This is a genomic window from Roseiflexus sp. RS-1, from assembly GCF_000016665.1.
Taxonomy (GTDB): Bacteria; Chloroflexota; Chloroflexia; order Chloroflexales; family Roseiflexaceae; genus Roseiflexus.
Genome location: NC_009523.1, coordinates 4420234 through 4436428, shown reverse-complemented (window position 1 = coordinate 4436428; position 16195 = coordinate 4420234). Strand labels below are relative to the sequence as shown.

13 protein-coding genes and 1 tRNA gene are annotated in these 16195 nt (G+C 59.4%); 13 read left to right on the top strand and 1 reads right to left on the bottom strand.

Features of this window, described 5'->3' with window-relative positions:
• Positions 1-20 precede the first annotated feature (20 nt).
• From hoxU to ROSERS_RS18230, 7 genes are all read left to right on the top strand, one after another.
• Positions 21-728, top strand: coding sequence for a bidirectional hydrogenase complex protein HoxU (gene hoxU / locus ROSERS_RS18260; RefSeq protein WP_011958241.1), 708 nt, complete (start codon positions 21-23; stop codon positions 726-728).
• Positions 729-743: 15 nt separating this feature from the next.
• The gene (locus ROSERS_RS18255) at positions 744-1289 is read left to right on the top strand and encodes an oxidoreductase (RefSeq protein WP_011958240.1); all 546 of its coding nucleotides are present in this window, start codon (positions 744-746) and stop codon (positions 1287-1289) included.
• Between the two features lie 17 nt (positions 1290-1306).
• Complete coding sequence (locus tag ROSERS_RS18250) at positions 1307-2731, top strand: Ni/Fe hydrogenase subunit alpha (protein ID WP_011958239.1); 1425 nt, start codon at positions 1307-1309, stop codon at positions 2729-2731.
• Between the two features lie 57 nt (positions 2732-2788).
• Positions 2789-3247: a hydrogenase maturation protease gene (locus ROSERS_RS18245; RefSeq protein ID WP_011958238.1), complete on the top strand. Its 459-nt coding sequence runs from the start codon at positions 2789-2791 to the stop codon at positions 3245-3247.
• 97 nt (positions 3248-3344) lie between these two features.
• Positions 3345-4145 (top strand): DsbA family protein, encoded by an 801-nt coding sequence (locus ROSERS_RS24365; RefSeq protein ID WP_157041147.1) that lies wholly within the window; start codon positions 3345-3347, stop codon positions 4143-4145.
• A gap of 204 nt (positions 4146-4349) precedes the next feature.
• A complete protein-coding gene (locus ROSERS_RS18235) occupies positions 4350-6311 on the top strand; it encodes a PAS domain S-box protein (RefSeq protein WP_011958236.1) in 1962 nt (653 codons plus the stop codon).
• Positions 6312-7462: 1151 nt separating this feature from the next.
• A complete protein-coding gene (locus ROSERS_RS18230; protein ID WP_011958235.1) occupies positions 7463-7684 on the top strand; it encodes a DUF2905 domain-containing protein in 222 nt (73 codons plus the stop codon).
• 393 nt (positions 7685-8077) lie between these two features.
• Here ROSERS_RS18230 and ROSERS_RS18225 read toward each other — a convergent pair.
• Positions 8078-8153 (bottom strand) — tRNA-Thr (locus ROSERS_RS18225).
• Between the two features lie 98 nt (positions 8154-8251).
• Between ROSERS_RS18225 and ROSERS_RS18220 the strand changes: the two genes are divergently transcribed.
• The 6 genes from ROSERS_RS18220 to ROSERS_RS18195 all read left to right on the top strand — a co-directional run bounded on the left by ROSERS_RS18220 (position 8252) and on the right by ROSERS_RS18195 (position 16082).
• Positions 8252-8593 (top strand): hypothetical protein, encoded by a 342-nt coding sequence (locus ROSERS_RS18220; RefSeq protein WP_011958234.1) that lies wholly within the window; start codon positions 8252-8254, stop codon positions 8591-8593.
• Positions 8594-8695: 102 nt separating this feature from the next.
• Complete coding sequence (locus ROSERS_RS18215) at positions 8696-10789, top strand: S9 family peptidase (RefSeq protein ID WP_011958233.1); 2094 nt, start codon at positions 8696-8698, stop codon at positions 10787-10789.
• Complete coding sequence (locus ROSERS_RS18210; RefSeq protein ID WP_041334078.1) at positions 10782-11042, top strand: hypothetical protein; 261 nt, start codon at positions 10782-10784, stop codon at positions 11040-11042. Before ROSERS_RS18215 ends, ROSERS_RS18210 begins: the two co-directional genes overlap by 8 nt.
• A 12-nt stretch (positions 11043-11054) precedes the next feature.
• Positions 11055-12812, top strand: a complete 1758-nt coding sequence (locus tag ROSERS_RS18205) for a dynamin family protein (RefSeq protein WP_011958231.1) — start codon at positions 11055-11057, stop codon at positions 12810-12812.
• An 11-nt stretch (positions 12813-12823) separates the two neighbouring features.
• A complete protein-coding gene (locus tag ROSERS_RS18200; RefSeq protein ID WP_011958230.1) occupies positions 12824-13654 on the top strand; it encodes an SAM hydrolase/SAM-dependent halogenase family protein in 831 nt (276 codons plus the stop codon).
• A 349-nt stretch (positions 13655-14003) separates the two neighbouring features.
• On the top strand, positions 14004-16082 hold the full coding sequence (locus ROSERS_RS18195) for a PrkA family serine protein kinase (RefSeq protein WP_011958229.1): 2079 nt from the start codon (positions 14004-14006) through the stop codon (positions 16080-16082).
• Positions 16083-16195: the final 113 nt, after the last annotated feature.

The following is a 16195-nucleotide window of genomic DNA, read 5'->3' as shown; positions in this document are numbered from 1 at the left end:
CTTGTCTGGAAGGAACAGCGATGGCAGCGCGAACGTTTACCATCGACGGTCAACTGATCAGTGCGCGGGAGGGTGAAACGATCCTTCAGGCGGCGCGTGATCATGGCATCTTTATCCCGACGCTCTGCCACCTTGATGGGGTGAGCGATGTCGGCGCGTGTCGGCTCTGTCTTGTCGAGATCGAAGGCAGTCGCATGTTGCGCCCGGCATGTGTGACACCGGTGGTGGAAGAAATGGTTGTGCGAACCGACACCGTGCGCCTGCGCGAATATCGCCGTATGATCATCGAACTGCTGTTCGCCGAGCGCAACCATGTCTGCGCGGTGTGCGTCGCCAATGGTCACTGTGAACTGCAAGACCTGGCTGTCGCCGTCGGGATGGATCATGTGCGCTTCGATTATGCCTTCCCACACTGCGACGTCGATATTTCCCATCCGCTCTTCGGCGTCGATCACAATCGGTGCGTACTCTGCACACGCTGCGTGCGCGTTTGTGATGAGGTGGAAGGAGTGCATACGTGGGATGTAGCGGGGCGCGGCGCCGATGCGCGGGTGATTACCGATATGCGTCAGCCGTGGGGTGAGTCGCGCAGTTGCACGTCGTGTGGCAAGTGCGTGCTCGCCTGCCCTACCGGCGCCATCTTCCGTCGCGGCGCCACGGTTGGTGAGATGGAACGCGACCGAAACAAAATTGCGTATATCGTCGCAGCGCGCGATCAGCGCTGGTAATGGCGAGGTTGAACCGTGAACAAACTGCGTCTGGCGACAGTCTGGCTTGGCGGATGTTCGGGATGCCACATGTCATTTCTCGATCTCGACGAGTGGCTCTTCGAACTGGCGCACCGTGTCGATCTGGTCTACAGTCCGCTCGCCGATGTGAAGGAATATCCGGATCGTGTCGATGTCGCGCTGGTGGAAGGCGCTGTCGCCAATGAGGACAACCTGCATCTGATCCGTCAGGTGCGCGAGCGGACGCGACTGGTGATCGCATTTGGCGATTGCGCAGTCACCGGGAATGTTACCGCGTTGCGTAACGTGCTCGGCGACCCTGAGACGCTTCTGCACACCATCTATGTCGAGCGCGCCGACACTGCCGGTCAGATGCCGCTTGCTCCCGGTATCGTGCCACGGTTGCTCGACAGGGTCTATCCGGTGCATAAGGTTGTTCCGGTCGATGTCTATCTGCCGGGGTGTCCGCCACCGGCTCAGCGCATTCGTGCACTGCTGGAACAGATACTTGCCGGTGGCGACATTCATCTGACCGGACGCGAGATGATCAAGTTCGGCTGAAAAGGTTCAGGACGCCTATGACCCGTCACATCCTGATCGATCCGGTCACCCGGATCGAAGGACACGCGAAAATCAGCATCCATCTGGACGACGACGGAAACGTGGCAGAGGCGCGTTTCCATGTGACTGAGTTTCGCGGGTTTGAGCGCTTTTGCGAGGGACGACCATTCTGGGAAATGCCCGGCATTACGGCGCGCATCTGCGGGATCTGCCCGGTCAGCCATCTGCTGGCATCGGCGAAGGCAGGTGACGCGATCCTCTCGGTAGTGATCCCGCCAGCAGCGGAGAAACTGCGCCGCCTGATGAACCTGGGGCAGATCGTGCAATCGCACGCGCTGAGTTTCTTTCATCTCAGTGCGCCCGATCTGCTGCTCGGTTTCGACAGCGATCCCGCCACGCGCAATGTCTTTGGATTGATGGCTGCCGATCCGACGCTGGCGCGTGCCGGAATACGGCTTCGCCAGCTGGGGCAGGACATTATTGCTCTGCTCGGCGGCAGCAAAATCCATCCGGCGTGGGCTGTGCCGGGCGGTGTCCGCTCTGCGCCGACCGCCGCACAACGCGCCGGGATCATTGAGCGCTTGCCCGAAGCGCGCGCCACGGTGCTCGATGCACTACGTCGGTTCAAGGCGTTGCTCGACACCCACGCCGACGAAGTTGCGACATTTGGCAATTTCCCGTCACTTTTCCTGGGATTGGTAGGACCAAACGGTGAATGGGAGCACTACGATGGGCGTTTGCGTGTGGTTGATTCGGGTGGCGCCATCATCGCCGATCAGGTTGATCCATCGCGCTATCGCGACATTATCGCCGAAGCGATCGAGCCGTGGTCATACCTGAAGATGCCGTACTACCGACCACGTGGCTACCCTGGCGGCATGTACCGCGTCGGTCCGCTGGCGCGTCTCAATATCTGCACCCGCATCGGCACCCTGCTGGCAGACGCCGAACTGGGGGAGATGCGCCAGCGTGCAGGGGGTATCGCTACATCGTCGTTCTACTACCACTACGCGCGCCTGATCGAGATTCTGGCGGCGCTGGAGCGCATTTCGTTGATCCTCGACGATCCTGATCTCGATTCGCCCCGCCTCCGCGCCGAAGCGGGAGTCAACCGGTTTGAGGGCGTCGGCGTGAGCGAAGCGCCACGCGGAACCCTCTTCCACCACTACACCGTCGATGCGCACGGCTTGATCCAGCGCGTCAATCTGATTATCGCCACGGGACACAACAATCTGGCGATGAACCGGACGATTGCCCAAATCGCGCGGCACTTTGTGCACGGCGATCGGATCGGCGAAGGGGCGTTGAACCGGGTGGAGGCAGGCATCCGCGCCTACGATCCGTGTCTCAGTTGTTCGACGCATGCCGCTGGAACGATGCCGCTGACGCTCACACTGGTCGCCGCTGATGGTACGGTGCTCGATGAGGTGCGGCGGGGGTGAGCAAGGTTGCAGGTTGCAGGTTGGAAGGTTGCAGGTTGGAAGGTTGAAGGTTGAAGCATGCACTACCTCATCATTGGCTACGGCAACGACCTGCGCGGTGATGATGCAGCCGGGCGGGTCGCGGCGGACACGATAGCCGCGCTTCATCTGCCGGATGTCACTGTGCTTTCGGTGCACCAGTTGACGCCGGAACTCGCGCCGATCCTGGCGCAGGCACATGAGGCGGTCTTTCTCGATGCCGATGTGAGCGGGTGTCAGGTGGTGCGCGTGACCCACGTCCTGCCTCGAACTGATGGTCAGTATGCCGGTCACGTTGCCACACCCGGGGCATTGCTCGCACTCGCCAGAGCAGTCTACGGTCGGTCGCCGGATGCCTGGCTCATCAGCATTCCGGCAATCGATTTCACCCTCGGCGCGCCACTCTCGCCACAGGCGCACGATGGCGTCGTTCAGGCGGTAGACATTGTGCACCACATGCTGGCGAGCGCTGACAGAGCATCTGCCGCAGAACCATAAAGGCGATCCTTGCGGTTCTGGTACAATAGTACCGAACGTGTGCATGCCACACGCTGCACATGACGTCTATTCTCCGGTCGCCAGGATAAGGTGGGGCATGAAGAGACAACGCTGGCATGCTGTTGTTGCATTCCTCATGTGCCTGCTCGCCGTCATCCCGCTGGCGCAGGGTGTGGCGCAGGCGCAGAGCGACGTCGATCCGCGTGGACTCGGCGATCCCAGGGCGCCGCTGGTCATCATCGAGTACAGCGACTATGAATGCCCGGCATGCGCCTCCTTCGTCCGCGATACCAAACCGCAACTGATTGCAGAATACATCGAGACCGGCAAAGTCTACTATCTCTACCGCGATAACCCGCTGCCACAGCATCCAGCAGGGCGTGTCGCCGCCGCGTATGCGCACTGCGCTGCGCAACAGGGGCAGTTCTGGTCGATGCATCAACGTTTATTTCAGGGGTACATCGATGGTGAATGGGGCGGCAATCCATCGTCATCGGAGCGCGTCTTTCAGCGGTATGGCGATGAACTCGGTCTGGATGGCAATGCTCTTCAGCAATGTGTACGCAACCCTGCAACTGATCGCGCGATTGCTGCTGATGTGGAAGAGGCGCGCAATCGCGGATTGCGGGGTACGCCCGCCTACATTCTGCGCTGGCCCGGCGGTCCAGAGCGCGGCGATGTGCTGACCGGAGCGCAGAGTTTCGGAACCTGGCGCTACCTGCTCGATGAGCGCCTCAACCGACAACCTGAGCCATCTGCTTCGACGCTGGTGTCACAGGAATCGATGTCAGTGGTGTTCTATCTGGCGCTGGGGGCGGCTGGCGGTCTTGGCGTGCTGGTTGTTGGCGGCAGTGTGCTCTGGTGGCTTGCTGCGCGCAATCGTCGCCCGCGTATGTAGAAGACGCATATCATACGTAGACCCAGGTTGCCTGAGCAACCCTCCTCTGCTATACTCGTATCTGTTCCCGCCTGCCCCGGGTGCAGGCAGGTCCCCGGAGCGCCACGTCGCCCTTTGCCCTGGCAGGTTGTGTGTTCAGCCGCGCTGCCTCGCAATGATCATCGCACATGCGTCAACATAGTCATAGCCACACAGGAGCAAGTTATGAGCACCGACACAACCTCCGATCTGACGGCGCTGCTGGCGGAGCATGAGCGTCTGCGCGAACAGGTGGCGCAACTGGATCGCAATCTGGCGCGCTTCCGCGCTATCGTTGAGGATACCGATCTGCTCATCACCGAAGTGGACGCAAATGGTCTCTTCACGTATGTGAATCCTGTGGCGCAACGGGTCTTCGGATACGCGCCGGAGGAGTGCATTGGCAGGTCATCACTCGAATTCGTGCACCCAGACGATCTCGAATACACGCAGAAGGCATTCATCGATTGGGTGCAACGACACGAACGTGCAGTGACCATCGAGAACCGTGTGGTGCATCGCAACGGCCAGGTTTTTCATATGCTCTGGTCGATCACCCTGCATTACGATGAGCAGGGACAGGTTCAGCGCGCAACATCGATCGCATACGATATTGGCACACTTCATCAGTTGCGCAGTGAACTACGCGAGAGTCGCACCATGTTGCAACTGGTGATCGACAACCTGCCGCAGGCTGTGTTCTGGAAGGATCACGAGTTGCGTTTCCTGGGGTGTAACCACCGTTTTCTCGTCGATGCCGGACTGTCCTCGGTTGACGAAGTAATCGGCAAGACCGACTTTGAGATGCCGTGGAAAGCACAGGCAGCCGGGTATCAGGAAGATGATCGCGCCGTGATCACCCACGGACCCAGATTCAATATCGAAGAACAATTGACGCGTAGTGATGGTTCGACAATCTGGCTGCGCACCAACAAAGTACCGCTGCGCCGCGATGGCGAGGTTATCGGCGTTCTGGGCATGTACGAGGATATTACCGCACTGAAGCGGCAGGAAGAAGAACTGCGCACCTTCAAGTTGCTGGTGGAAAATGCCCCTGACGGGATCGGCATCGCAAATACCGATCTGGTGTTGACGTATGCCAACCCTGCTTTTGCTACCATGCTTGGATACTCTAGTCTGATCGGGATGAAGGTGCCGGAAATCACGCATCCTGATGATCTGGATCTATTGAGCACCATTGCCCAACAGGTGATCCAGGGTGGCGCGCCACGCGAGATGATCCGCTATCTGCGCAGCGATGGTTCGATCGTCACCGTGCAGGCGTCGGCGCTGGCATTGCACGATGGGCATGGCAACCTGATCGGCTTCGCGTCGATCAACCGTGACATCACCGAACAGTTACAGGCAGAGGAGAGCCTGCGCGCCAGCGAGCAGCGCAACCGCGCGTTGCTCAACGCCATTCCCGATCTGATGTTCCTGCTCACTCCCGATGGCGTCTTCCTGGACTACAAAGCAGACAGCAGCGGCGATCTCATTCTCCCGCCTGAAGCATTCCTTAACCGGAATGTTTCTGAAGTCCTGCCGCCGCATCTGGCGGAACAGGTCATCACGAATATGGAGGCGCTCAAACGCACCCACGAGATGCAGACCTATGAATATCAGGTTTTGATCAACGATCAGATCCGTGATTTTGAAGCGCGCATGGTGCTGAGCAACAACGATGTTCTCGTGTTGTCGCGCGATATGACAAAGCAGCGGCGCGCTGAGCGCGAGCGTCAGGCGATGCAGGAGCAGATCATTCAGGCGCAGCAGGCGGCATTGCGCGAATTGAGCACGCCGCTCATGCCGATCGCCGACGGGGTGGTTGCCATGCCGATCATCGGCACGATCGATACCATGCGCGCGCAGCAGATTATGGAGGCGCTTCTCCAGGGGATTGCTGAGCACGGCGCCGATATTGCCATCCTCGACATTACCGGTGTGAAGGTGGTGGATACTCAGGTTGCCGGCGCGTTGATCCGTGCGGCGCAGGCGGCGCGCATGCTTGGTGCACAGGTCGTGCTGACGGGTATCAGCCCGGAGATCGCGCAGACCCTCGTCCACATCGGTGCTGAAATGCGCGAAATGGTGGCAAAACCAACCCTTCAGCAAGGGATTGCCTATGCCCTGAGTCGGCGCGTGTCGTGACGCTGTAGGGGTAACAGCTGGACAGACCGGACACGATTGAACATCCCACCGGAAGTAAGTGGTCACATTTCTCCTCTACGAGGGCAAGATGCCCTCGTAGACGCAACGATGGCAGGATGCCCTCGTTCCCAGGTGCGTGTGTTATCTCAGGTGTGAACAGTGTGACCCACCGGAAGCATGCACCTCGTGCGACATGGCAGACACCAACGATAGTCAAGGTACACGACAAACGCCGCACGCCTCCCTACCAGGAGCATCCCTGCTAATGGTTGTTGAGCGATAACCTGCTCTCGCCCGCACAGGCGGGCTTTGCCCTGGATAGCCGAGAGCTTTAGCCCGACGGCAAGGGCGAATACCGGATTATAGCAGTTCTCAGATACGTTGAACCCTTGACTGGATTTCTGGAACGTTCCGTCTTCGCCTCCGGCGGGCTGATGGTCTTTGAGTAATTATTCCGCTACAGCCCGCGCAGGCGGGCTTCGCATTCCATAGCCGAGGGCTTCAGCCCCACGGCAAGAGGCGCATACCGGATTTATTTCTCAATCTTCATAAGCCCTGGCTAAGGTCGGGCAAGCCCTATGGGCTAGATCAACCCAGGTCCTGCCAGCGTATGGCAAGGATGACTGAAACGCCAGCCCCGCAGGGGCTTCCATGCGCTCAGGGAGGGCTTATGGTCTTTGAGTAATTATTCCGCTACAGCCCGCGCAGGCGGGCTTCGCATTCCATAGCCGAGGGCTTCAGCCCCACGGCTGGTTCGGTATAGCGGATTAAATTCTCAATCTCCATCAGCCCGCACAAGCGGAGTCACGTCCGACGACGGACGATGTCGGATTGCTTCTCTCGTAGACCGAAATTATGGTCTTTGAAGAAATAATCCGGTATAGCCCGCGCAGGCGGGCTTTGCCCTGGTTAGCCGAGGGCTTCAGCCCCACGGCTAGCGCGGTAGAGCGGATTTAATTTTCAATCTCCATCATTTCGGTCGCCGTGTGAGGCGCGCGATTCTGGGAGCGTTCAACCTTGTCCAAATTGGTTCAACCTCTATGGGAACTGCTATAAGTGCTCAATCTTCATGAGCATGTTGCACCCCGACGCATAACCCGTATCATGAATGTTGGTCTGTAACCTGTGCAACGCAATGGGGGAGGTGCGTGATGGGTGATATCGGACGCCTCCTGATAGGGATGGGTGTGCTGCTGATCGTGGTCGGCGTGGTGTTTCTTGTGGCGGGTCGGGTGACGTGGTTGGGACGCCTGCCGGGTGATATTCTGATCGAGCGCGAAAACGTGCGGATCTTTATCCCGATCGGAACGATGCTGATCCTCAGCCTGCTGCTGACGGTGATCGTCAACCTGATCGCACGCTTCTGGCGCTGACCGCGCCTTCCACGTCATGCCAGCATCCCTCTGCGTGATCTGCGGCGCCGCGTGCATCGGATATGCTCACGCGGAGGAGCGGAGGCGCGGAGAGGTGGAGCGCAGTTCTCAAGAAGATGCAAGGCAGGCGCCTTTTTCACCAATCTGGACAGGAGGCGCGGAGAGGTGGAGCACAGTTCTCAAGAAGATGGGTTCTGTTGGATAGGGTTGAATGCTCCGCCGGAAGTGGGCGCCTCGTGTGACACGGTGACACGGTGGTACGTTTTTGCATCGGGGTCGTATCAGGCATTGTCATGGTTGAGTGCGGCATAGTAGTCGCCTCCGGCAGTATCGGGGCAGACGCGCAATTGCGAAATACAAAACCCCTGAGATTCCTCAGGGGTTCCGCTTACGTGGAGCCGGCGGCGGGATTCGAACCCGCGACCTACTGTTTACAAGACAGTTGCTCTGCCAGCTGAGCTACGCCGGCGCACCCCTATTGTAGCACGAGCGCGCCATGCGCGTCAATCGACGCAGCAGAGTGGTATAATGGTTCCGCCAACACGATGATGGTGTGGGAGAACATGTATGTCTGCTTTGCTCGCATCGCGCAATGGCCTGCCGTCGAGCATCGAGCCGCCGACACCGGAGGAAAGTTTGAACGATGCACGGCAGCGCATGGCGCGCACCTTTCGCCGCGATGAATTTGTCTGGATTATTAACGAACGGTATGATGAACACGCCGCTGCCTGGCTGATCGATGTGCTGCGTCAGGGAGCAGAGGGGCGCTGGATGCGTCAGCGCTATCGCTACGACGTTCCGGCAGGCGTTCTCTACTTCCTGGGCGAAAGCGCGGTTGACCGCCAGACATTTCGCTCATTGCGCCGCTCCTCCACGCCGTTCGATGTCCCTGCGTGGCAGGATCGCTAATGTCTATCGGGTGCATACCTGCGCTTTGGGTGCGGCGACATCGCGGTTCACGTCGGCGCCCGAAATGGGAATTGAACGATTGACCTGCTACAGGGAGCATCCGTGCTAAACACTGCCTCTCCGTTTACTGTCGAAGATCTTTATCGCCTGGGTTGGCTGGAAGACCCGCAGGTGTGTCCGGATGGCCGTGTGGTTGCGTTTGTGCGCGTCACCATCGATCGTCCGGCAAACGCCAACCGTCGTGCGATCTGGATTGCGCCCACCGATGGAGGTCCTCCGCGCCGGTTTACGTCCGGGGTGAATGACACGTCGCCGCGCTGGAGTCCTGATGGCCGCTGGCTGGCGTTCGTTAGAGGACGTGGAGATCAGACGCCACAACTGTATGTCATTCGCCGCGATGGAGGCGAGTCGCGCTGCCTGACTTCGCTGCCGCAAGGGGTCAGCCATCCGGCGTGGAGTCCCGATGGGCGCTGGATCGCCTTTCTTTCCCGATTGAATGCCGCTGAACGTGCGCGTGAAGATGCAGGCGAGTCGGAGCCGACGCCGCCCGATGAGTTTACCCGCAAGCAGATCGCCGAGCGCCGTAAGTACGAAGAGGAGCGCCGCTTCGACCCGCGCGTGGTGCGTCGCCTGCCCTACCGTGCCGGAGTCGATTTTTTCGACGACCGGTATGCGCAGATCTATCTGATCGACGTGCCGGAGGACGATGATGATCCGGCGCCGCAGCCACGCCGCATCACCGATGCTGACCTCGATTTCGGCGCGCCGGTGTGGATGCCCGATGGGCAGGCGCTCCTCACGACGGCGACGCGCAATCCGGAAGGAGACTCGCAATTCTTCTTCTTTGATGTGCTCCGTGTGCCGGTGATGCCCGAAGGGCGCGCTGAACCACAGCGCCTGACCGCTCCTGGCTTCACGTACTGGAACCCGCGTCCCTCGCCGGATGGACGATTGATTGCGTGTCTGCGCGCGCCGGAGGGACAGCCGTTCTCGGCTGGAACATTACTGGCGGTAATGGATGCATCCGGCGGCGCGCTGCGCGATCTGACCGCTGCGACCGACCTGAGCATCGAAGCTTTCGACTGGTTGCCGGACGGTGATGGGTTGCTGTGCCTTGCTGCGTACCGCGGTGCGCAACCTTTGTGGCGGGTTGCGCTGGATGGCAGTGGATGTCAGCGCCTTGATCAGATGCCTGGCGACCGTCTGATCGCCGAATGTGATGTCGGTACAGATGGAACGGTCGCTTTCGTGGCCGGTGATGCCGCCAATCCGTGTGAGTTGTATGTCCATGATCCGGTTGGGGTTGAACGGCGGTTGACGGCGTTCAACGCACCATTGCTGGAGGAACGGATCGTTGCGCCGTATGAAGAACTGATCTACGCCGCGCCCGATGGTCAGAAGGTTCAGGGATGGGTGATCCATCCGTCCGACTTTGATCCCGCGCGTCCGGGCGGGTATCCGCTTGCCGTTTACATCCATGGCGGTCCGCATCTGATGTGGGGACCGGGGGTGCGCAGCATGTGGCATGAATGGCAGGTTGCCGCTGCCCGTGGGTATGTCGTATTCTTCTGCAATCCGCGTGGCTCGGATGGGTACGGCAACGCCTGGCGTCTTGCCACGCAGTCGAACTGGGGGTTTGCCGATGCCCCCGACATCCATGCCGGCATTGATGCACTGCTTGCGCGCGGCTATATCGACCCGCGTCGCATTGCCGTCACCGGCGGTTCGTATGGCGGGTACATGACGGTCTGGTTGATTGCGCACAGTGATCGCTTCGCCTGCGCTGCGGCGGCGCGCGGGGTGTACAACCTGCTGACGCAGCACAGCACCAGTGATGCGCACGAACTGGTCGAACTGACATTTGAAGGCTTCCCGTGGGAGAACCATGCGTTGCTCTGGCGGCATTCGCCGCTGGCATACGCCCATCGCATCACGACGCCGCTGCTCATCCTGCATGCCGAACGCGACTATCGCGTGCCGATCAGTGAGGCGGAGCAGTTGTTCGCATTTCTGCGTCGGCGGAAGCAGGTCGTTGAGTTTGTGCGCTACCCGCGCGAGGGGCACGAACTCACGCGCACCGGCGAGCCAGACCATCGTGCCGATCACATGCGTCGCATCCTGGAATGGTTCGATCAGTTCTGCCAGATGCCTGCCGACAACCGCGCGTCGTCTCGTGGGGAGAAAACCGATGACTGAGCATCATCAGGCGTCTGATACGCATCCCTGGGCTGATTTGACCACAACGCAGACGCTGGCGCTCCTGCTGCACGAACTGTACACACCGGTCAGCGCCCTCGGCGATCAGGTGAGTCGGCTGGCAGCCGATTCTCTCGATGAGCGTGAGCGCGCCGTGATTATCGGGCACATGCGTGCCCGGATCGACGATCTGAGCCGCCTGGTCGTGCTGCTCAAGCGGTACCTTGATGAGCAGCCGGCGCCCGATGCATAAGTGAGCACCGGTATGACGCCATTCCTTACCCGCCGCACCTTGCTGACCGAGCGCCAGGAAGCGTTGCTCGAAGAGATCCGTGCGGCGCTAGCAGCGTTACGCACTGCACTGCACCGCTTTGGGGTCGATGTGGCGCCGGGCGATATGCGTATTCTGGACGATACGATCACCCATCTGGATGAACTCTTTTTGCTGGTGGTGGCGGGCGAATACAACTCCGGCAAGTCGAGTTTCATCAATGCGCTGCTTGGCGCGCCAGTGGTGGCGGAGGGTGTCACGCCCACCACCGACCGGATCACCATCCTGCGTTACGGCGATACGCCAGGTGAAACGGTGAGCAGTGCGTTTCTGGTGGAGCATCGCTTCCCGGCTGAGGTGCTGCGCCGTATGGCAATTGTCGATACGCCCGGTACGAATGCCATCATCCGACGCCACGAAGAACTGACGCACAATTTCATCCCGCGCGCCGACCTGGTGCTGTTCGTAACGTCTGCCGGTCAACCGTTTTCCGCCAGCGAACGCGCCTTTCTGGAACTCATCCGCGATTGGGGGAAGAAGGTGGTGCTGATTATCAACAAAGCTGACCTGCTCGACGATGCCGGTCTGGCGGAGGTCGTCGCATTTGTTGGCAGGCACGCTGAGGATTTGTTCGGCATGCGCCCCCGGATATTTCCGGTCTCGGCGCGTCTGGCGCGTCAGGCGCGCGACACTGATGATCAGGCGCTGTGGGAAGCCAGTCGGTTTCCGGCTGTCGAGCAGTACATTGTCACCACCCTTGATGAAGAGGAGCGGGTGCGGTTGAAACTTCTCTCGCCGCTGGGTGTGGCGCGTCGGCTGGCAGAGCGATACCTGCTCGCCGTCGAGGATCGTCTATCCGCGTTGCGTGAGGATGTGGCTGCCATCGACAACATCGAGCGACAACTCGACCTGTTCCGGCGCGATCTGACCGAAGATTTCGAGCGTCACCGGGCTGAAGTCGCCAACATTCTCAACGAGTTCGAGTTGCGCGGCATACGATTCTTCGACGAGACCATCCGCGTCAGCAACCTGTTCAACCTGGTGCGCCATCAGCAAGAGATCAGCGAGGCGTTTGCGCGCGACATCGTCGCCGACGTGCCGCAGCAGATCGAAGCGCGTTTACAGGCGCTGATCGACTGGATGGTGGAAAAGAATCTGCGCATGTGGCAGGGAGTGATGGATTATCTGCGGCGGGAACGGGCGGTGCAACAACGCAGCGGATTGATCGGCGAGATTGGCGCAACATTCGAGTACAATCGAGCCGCGCTGATCGAATCGGTCGCTCGTGAGGCGGAAAAGGTCATTGCCACCTACGACCGCGAGGCTGAGGCGCAGGCGTTGACGGCGGAAGTGCAGGCGGCAATCGCTGGCTCGACGCTGGTTGGGGCAGGCGCGGTGGGGATTGGAACGCTGCTCGTGCTGCTGTTGCACGGCGCGATGCTCGATGTCACGGGTGTGCTGGTTGCCGGGTTGCTGGCAGTTGGCGGGTTGTACCTGATTCCTAACAAACGTCGCCAGATCAAGCGGCAGTTCCATCAGCGCGTCGCCGACCTGCACGAGACGCTCGCCGAAACAATGGAACGCCAGTTCAACACCGAATGCGATCGTATGATCACACGCATCCGCGATGCCATTGAACCCTACACCCGTTTCGTGTATGCACAGCACGAGCTCCTGTTGACGACTCAACGCGATCTTTCTGACACGGAAGCGGAGATCAGTCGATTACAGGCGGAGATCGAACGCCGTTGATGAGGTGGGATATGCAGCCATCGGGGATCATTACATTAACAACCGACTTCGGGCTGTCCGATAGTTATGTCGGCATTATGAAGGGAGTTATTCTGGGAATTGCGCGCAACGTAACGATTGTGGACATCACGCATCAGATCGCACCGCAGGACATCCATCAGGCGGCGTATATCGTTCAGACGTTCGGGGCGTTTTTTCCGCCGGGAACGATTCACGTGGTGGTGGTCGATCCGGGGGTGGGAAGCAAACGACGACGCATCATTCTCACGACGCCGAATGCCGTGTACGTGGCGCCGGACAACGGCGTCCTGACGTATGTATGGCGCGAAGCGATCTCGCAGTGGGGCACGGAGCACTGCGCCGTCTACGATCTGACCGAGCCGCGCTACTGGTTGCCCTACGTCAGCAGCACCTTCCACGGGCGTGATGTCTTTGCACCGGTGGCGGCGCATCTGGCGCTTGGGGTTCCGCCAGCACAGTTTGGTGAGCGGCGTGCGGAGATTGTCGAAGCTGCACTCGAACAACCGTCGCGCGGACGGCATGGCGAGCTGGTGGGTCGCATCATTCATATCGACCATTTTGGCAACTGTATTACCAACATCACACTCAAGCATTTGCAGGAGGCGGGCATTGGCGAGCGCATGACCGCCCAGTTGATCGGGCAGCGCATCGAGGGGTTGTACCGGACCTACGCCGATGTCGCGATTGGCGCGCTGGTCGCACTGATCGGCAGCAGCGATCATCTGGAGATCGCGGTGCGCAACGGCAGCGCGGCGCAAACGCTGGGCGCCGGGATCGGCGATATTGTGCGAGTGTTCCCCGCTTCGCATCAGGCAGCGTAGCAGGCTGGCGAAAATTTGTTTTGCGATCCGCCAATTTTCCTGTTCTCATCCCTTGACGCTCGATAGACGGATTGCTATAATGATCAACACCTGGAAAACCAGGCCTCCTACCCGCCCCCTGAGATGTCTAGCTGTACAGGTGCAGCAGCCAGCGGGTGCAAATATCTGCGGTTAGCCGCATCTCTTCGTCGGGGCAGCGCACCATATCTACAGTTTGGAAGTCAATGCACGTTATCAGGACCACAGATACCCGACCGGCGGCAATAGCACACACTATTGCATTCGGTCCATTGTGCCGCAGGCATTCGCGGGCGACGCGAAGAGCGGCATCAAACCAGGAGGATCATTCATGACAATCCAGAGCGGCGTTTCGTTGCTGCAGCGGGTGGTCGAGCTCCAGGATCTCAAAAAGTTCCGTGAACTGAACTGGACCGGCACCTTCGGCGATTATCTGGATATCGTTGCCCGGAACCCGAAGGTGACGCGCAATGCATTCCAGCGTATCTACGACATGATCATGTCGTATGGGTACGAAGAGTTTATCGATGCCAAGAAGAAGTTGATCCGGTATCACTTCTTCAGCGATCCGTCGTTCGATATTGATGATGCGATCTTCGGTCTCGAAATCCCGCTGATGCGCCTGGTCAACTTTTTCAAAGCAGCGGCGCAGGGGTATGGCACCGAGAAGCGCGTCTTGCTGCTCCACGGTCCGGTTGGTTCGTCAAAGTCCACCATTGTCCGGCGTCTGAAGCGCGGGCTTGAGCACTACTCGAAGACGGAAGCCGGCGCGCTCTATACGTTCGACTGGTACATGGGGACGATCGACTCCGAGAACTGGGACTGGCGCCAGGTGCCGGAGTCGGAGTGGGAAAAGTGCCCGATGCACGAGGAGCCGCTGCGTCTCATTCCGGCAGAGGCGCGCGAGCGCTTCATTGAAGAGTTGACCGATGGGTACAACGGCGAATATCCTATCCGCATCGAGGGAGATCTCTGCCCGGCGTGCCGCTTCAACTTCCGTGACCTGATGCTGCGCTACCAGGGTGATTGGAGTCAGGTGATCCGCCACGTTCGGGTGCGGCGCCTGGTGTTCAGCGAGCAGGATCGCATCGGGATCGGCACCTTCCAGCCCAAGGACGAGAAGAACCAGGACTCGACCGAACTGACGGGCGATATCAACTATCGCAAGATTGCGATCTACGGATCGGACTCCGACCCGCGCGCGTTCAACTTCGACGGCGAGTTCAACATCGCCAACCGCGGCATCATCGAGTTCATCGAGATGCTCAAGCTCGATGTCGCCTTTCTCTATGATCTGCTCGGCGCGTCGCAGGAGCACAAGATCAAGTCGAAGAAGTTCGCACAGACCGATATCGATGAGGTGATCATCGGGCACACGAACTCACCGGAGTATCGACGCCTCGAAAACAACGAGTTCATGGAGGCGCTCAAGGATCGTACCGTTCGCATCGATATTCCCTACATCACCCGCCTGCGCGATGAGATTAAAATCTACGAGCGCGATTTTAATAAGAAGCGAGTCAAGGTGCATATCGCGCCGCACACACTCGAAGTGGCGGCGATGTGGGCGGTGTTGACGCGCCTGGAAGAACCAAAGAAGCCGAACCTGACCCTGTTGCAGAAGCTCAAACTCTACAACGGGCGCACCCTGCCGGGCTTCACCGAGGACAACATCAAAGAACTGCGCAAGGAAGCGCCCAATGAGGGCATGCAGGGCATCAGCCCACGCTATATCCAGGATAAAATCTCGAACGCGCTGGTCAATTACCAGGCGGACGGGTATATCAACCCGTTCATGGTGCTGAACGAACTGGAGAATGGTCTGAAGAACCATGCGCTTATCACCTCGGAGGAGGATCGCAAACGCTACCGCGACCTGCTCTCGGTGGTAAAAGAGGAGTATACCGAGATCGTGAAGAACGAAGTGCAGCGCGCCATCAGCGCCGACGAGGAAGCGATCAAGCGTCTCTGCGCCAACTATATCGACAACATCAAAGCCTATACGCAGCGCGAGCGCGTGCGCAACAAGTTTACCGGGCAGTTCGAGGAACCTGATGAGCGGTTGATGCGGTCGATCGAGGAAAAGATCGATATTCCCGAGAGCCGCAAAGATGACTTCCGCCGCGAGATCATGAACTACATCGGTGCGCTGGCGGTCGAGGGCAAGACGTTCGATTACAAGACGAACGAGCGGCTCCACAAGGCGCTCGAACTCAAACTGTTCGAGGACCAGAAAGACTCGATCAAACTCACATCGCTCGTCTCACGGGTGATCGATAAGGATACCCAGGAAAAGATCGATGTCGTCAAGGCGCGCCTGATCCGCGATTTCGGCTACAATGAGCAGAGTGCGACCGATGTGCTCAACTATGTAGCGAGCATCTTCGCACGTGGCGATGTGAAACGTTGAACGAAGCCAGGACGGGCGCCGGAAAACGGTCGTGATGGCGTCTGGCAGGGCGTCAGCGGTTGTCCTGGGGATCAGGGGGGCTGCCTGGAGCAGTTCCTTCCTGATCCAGTCTC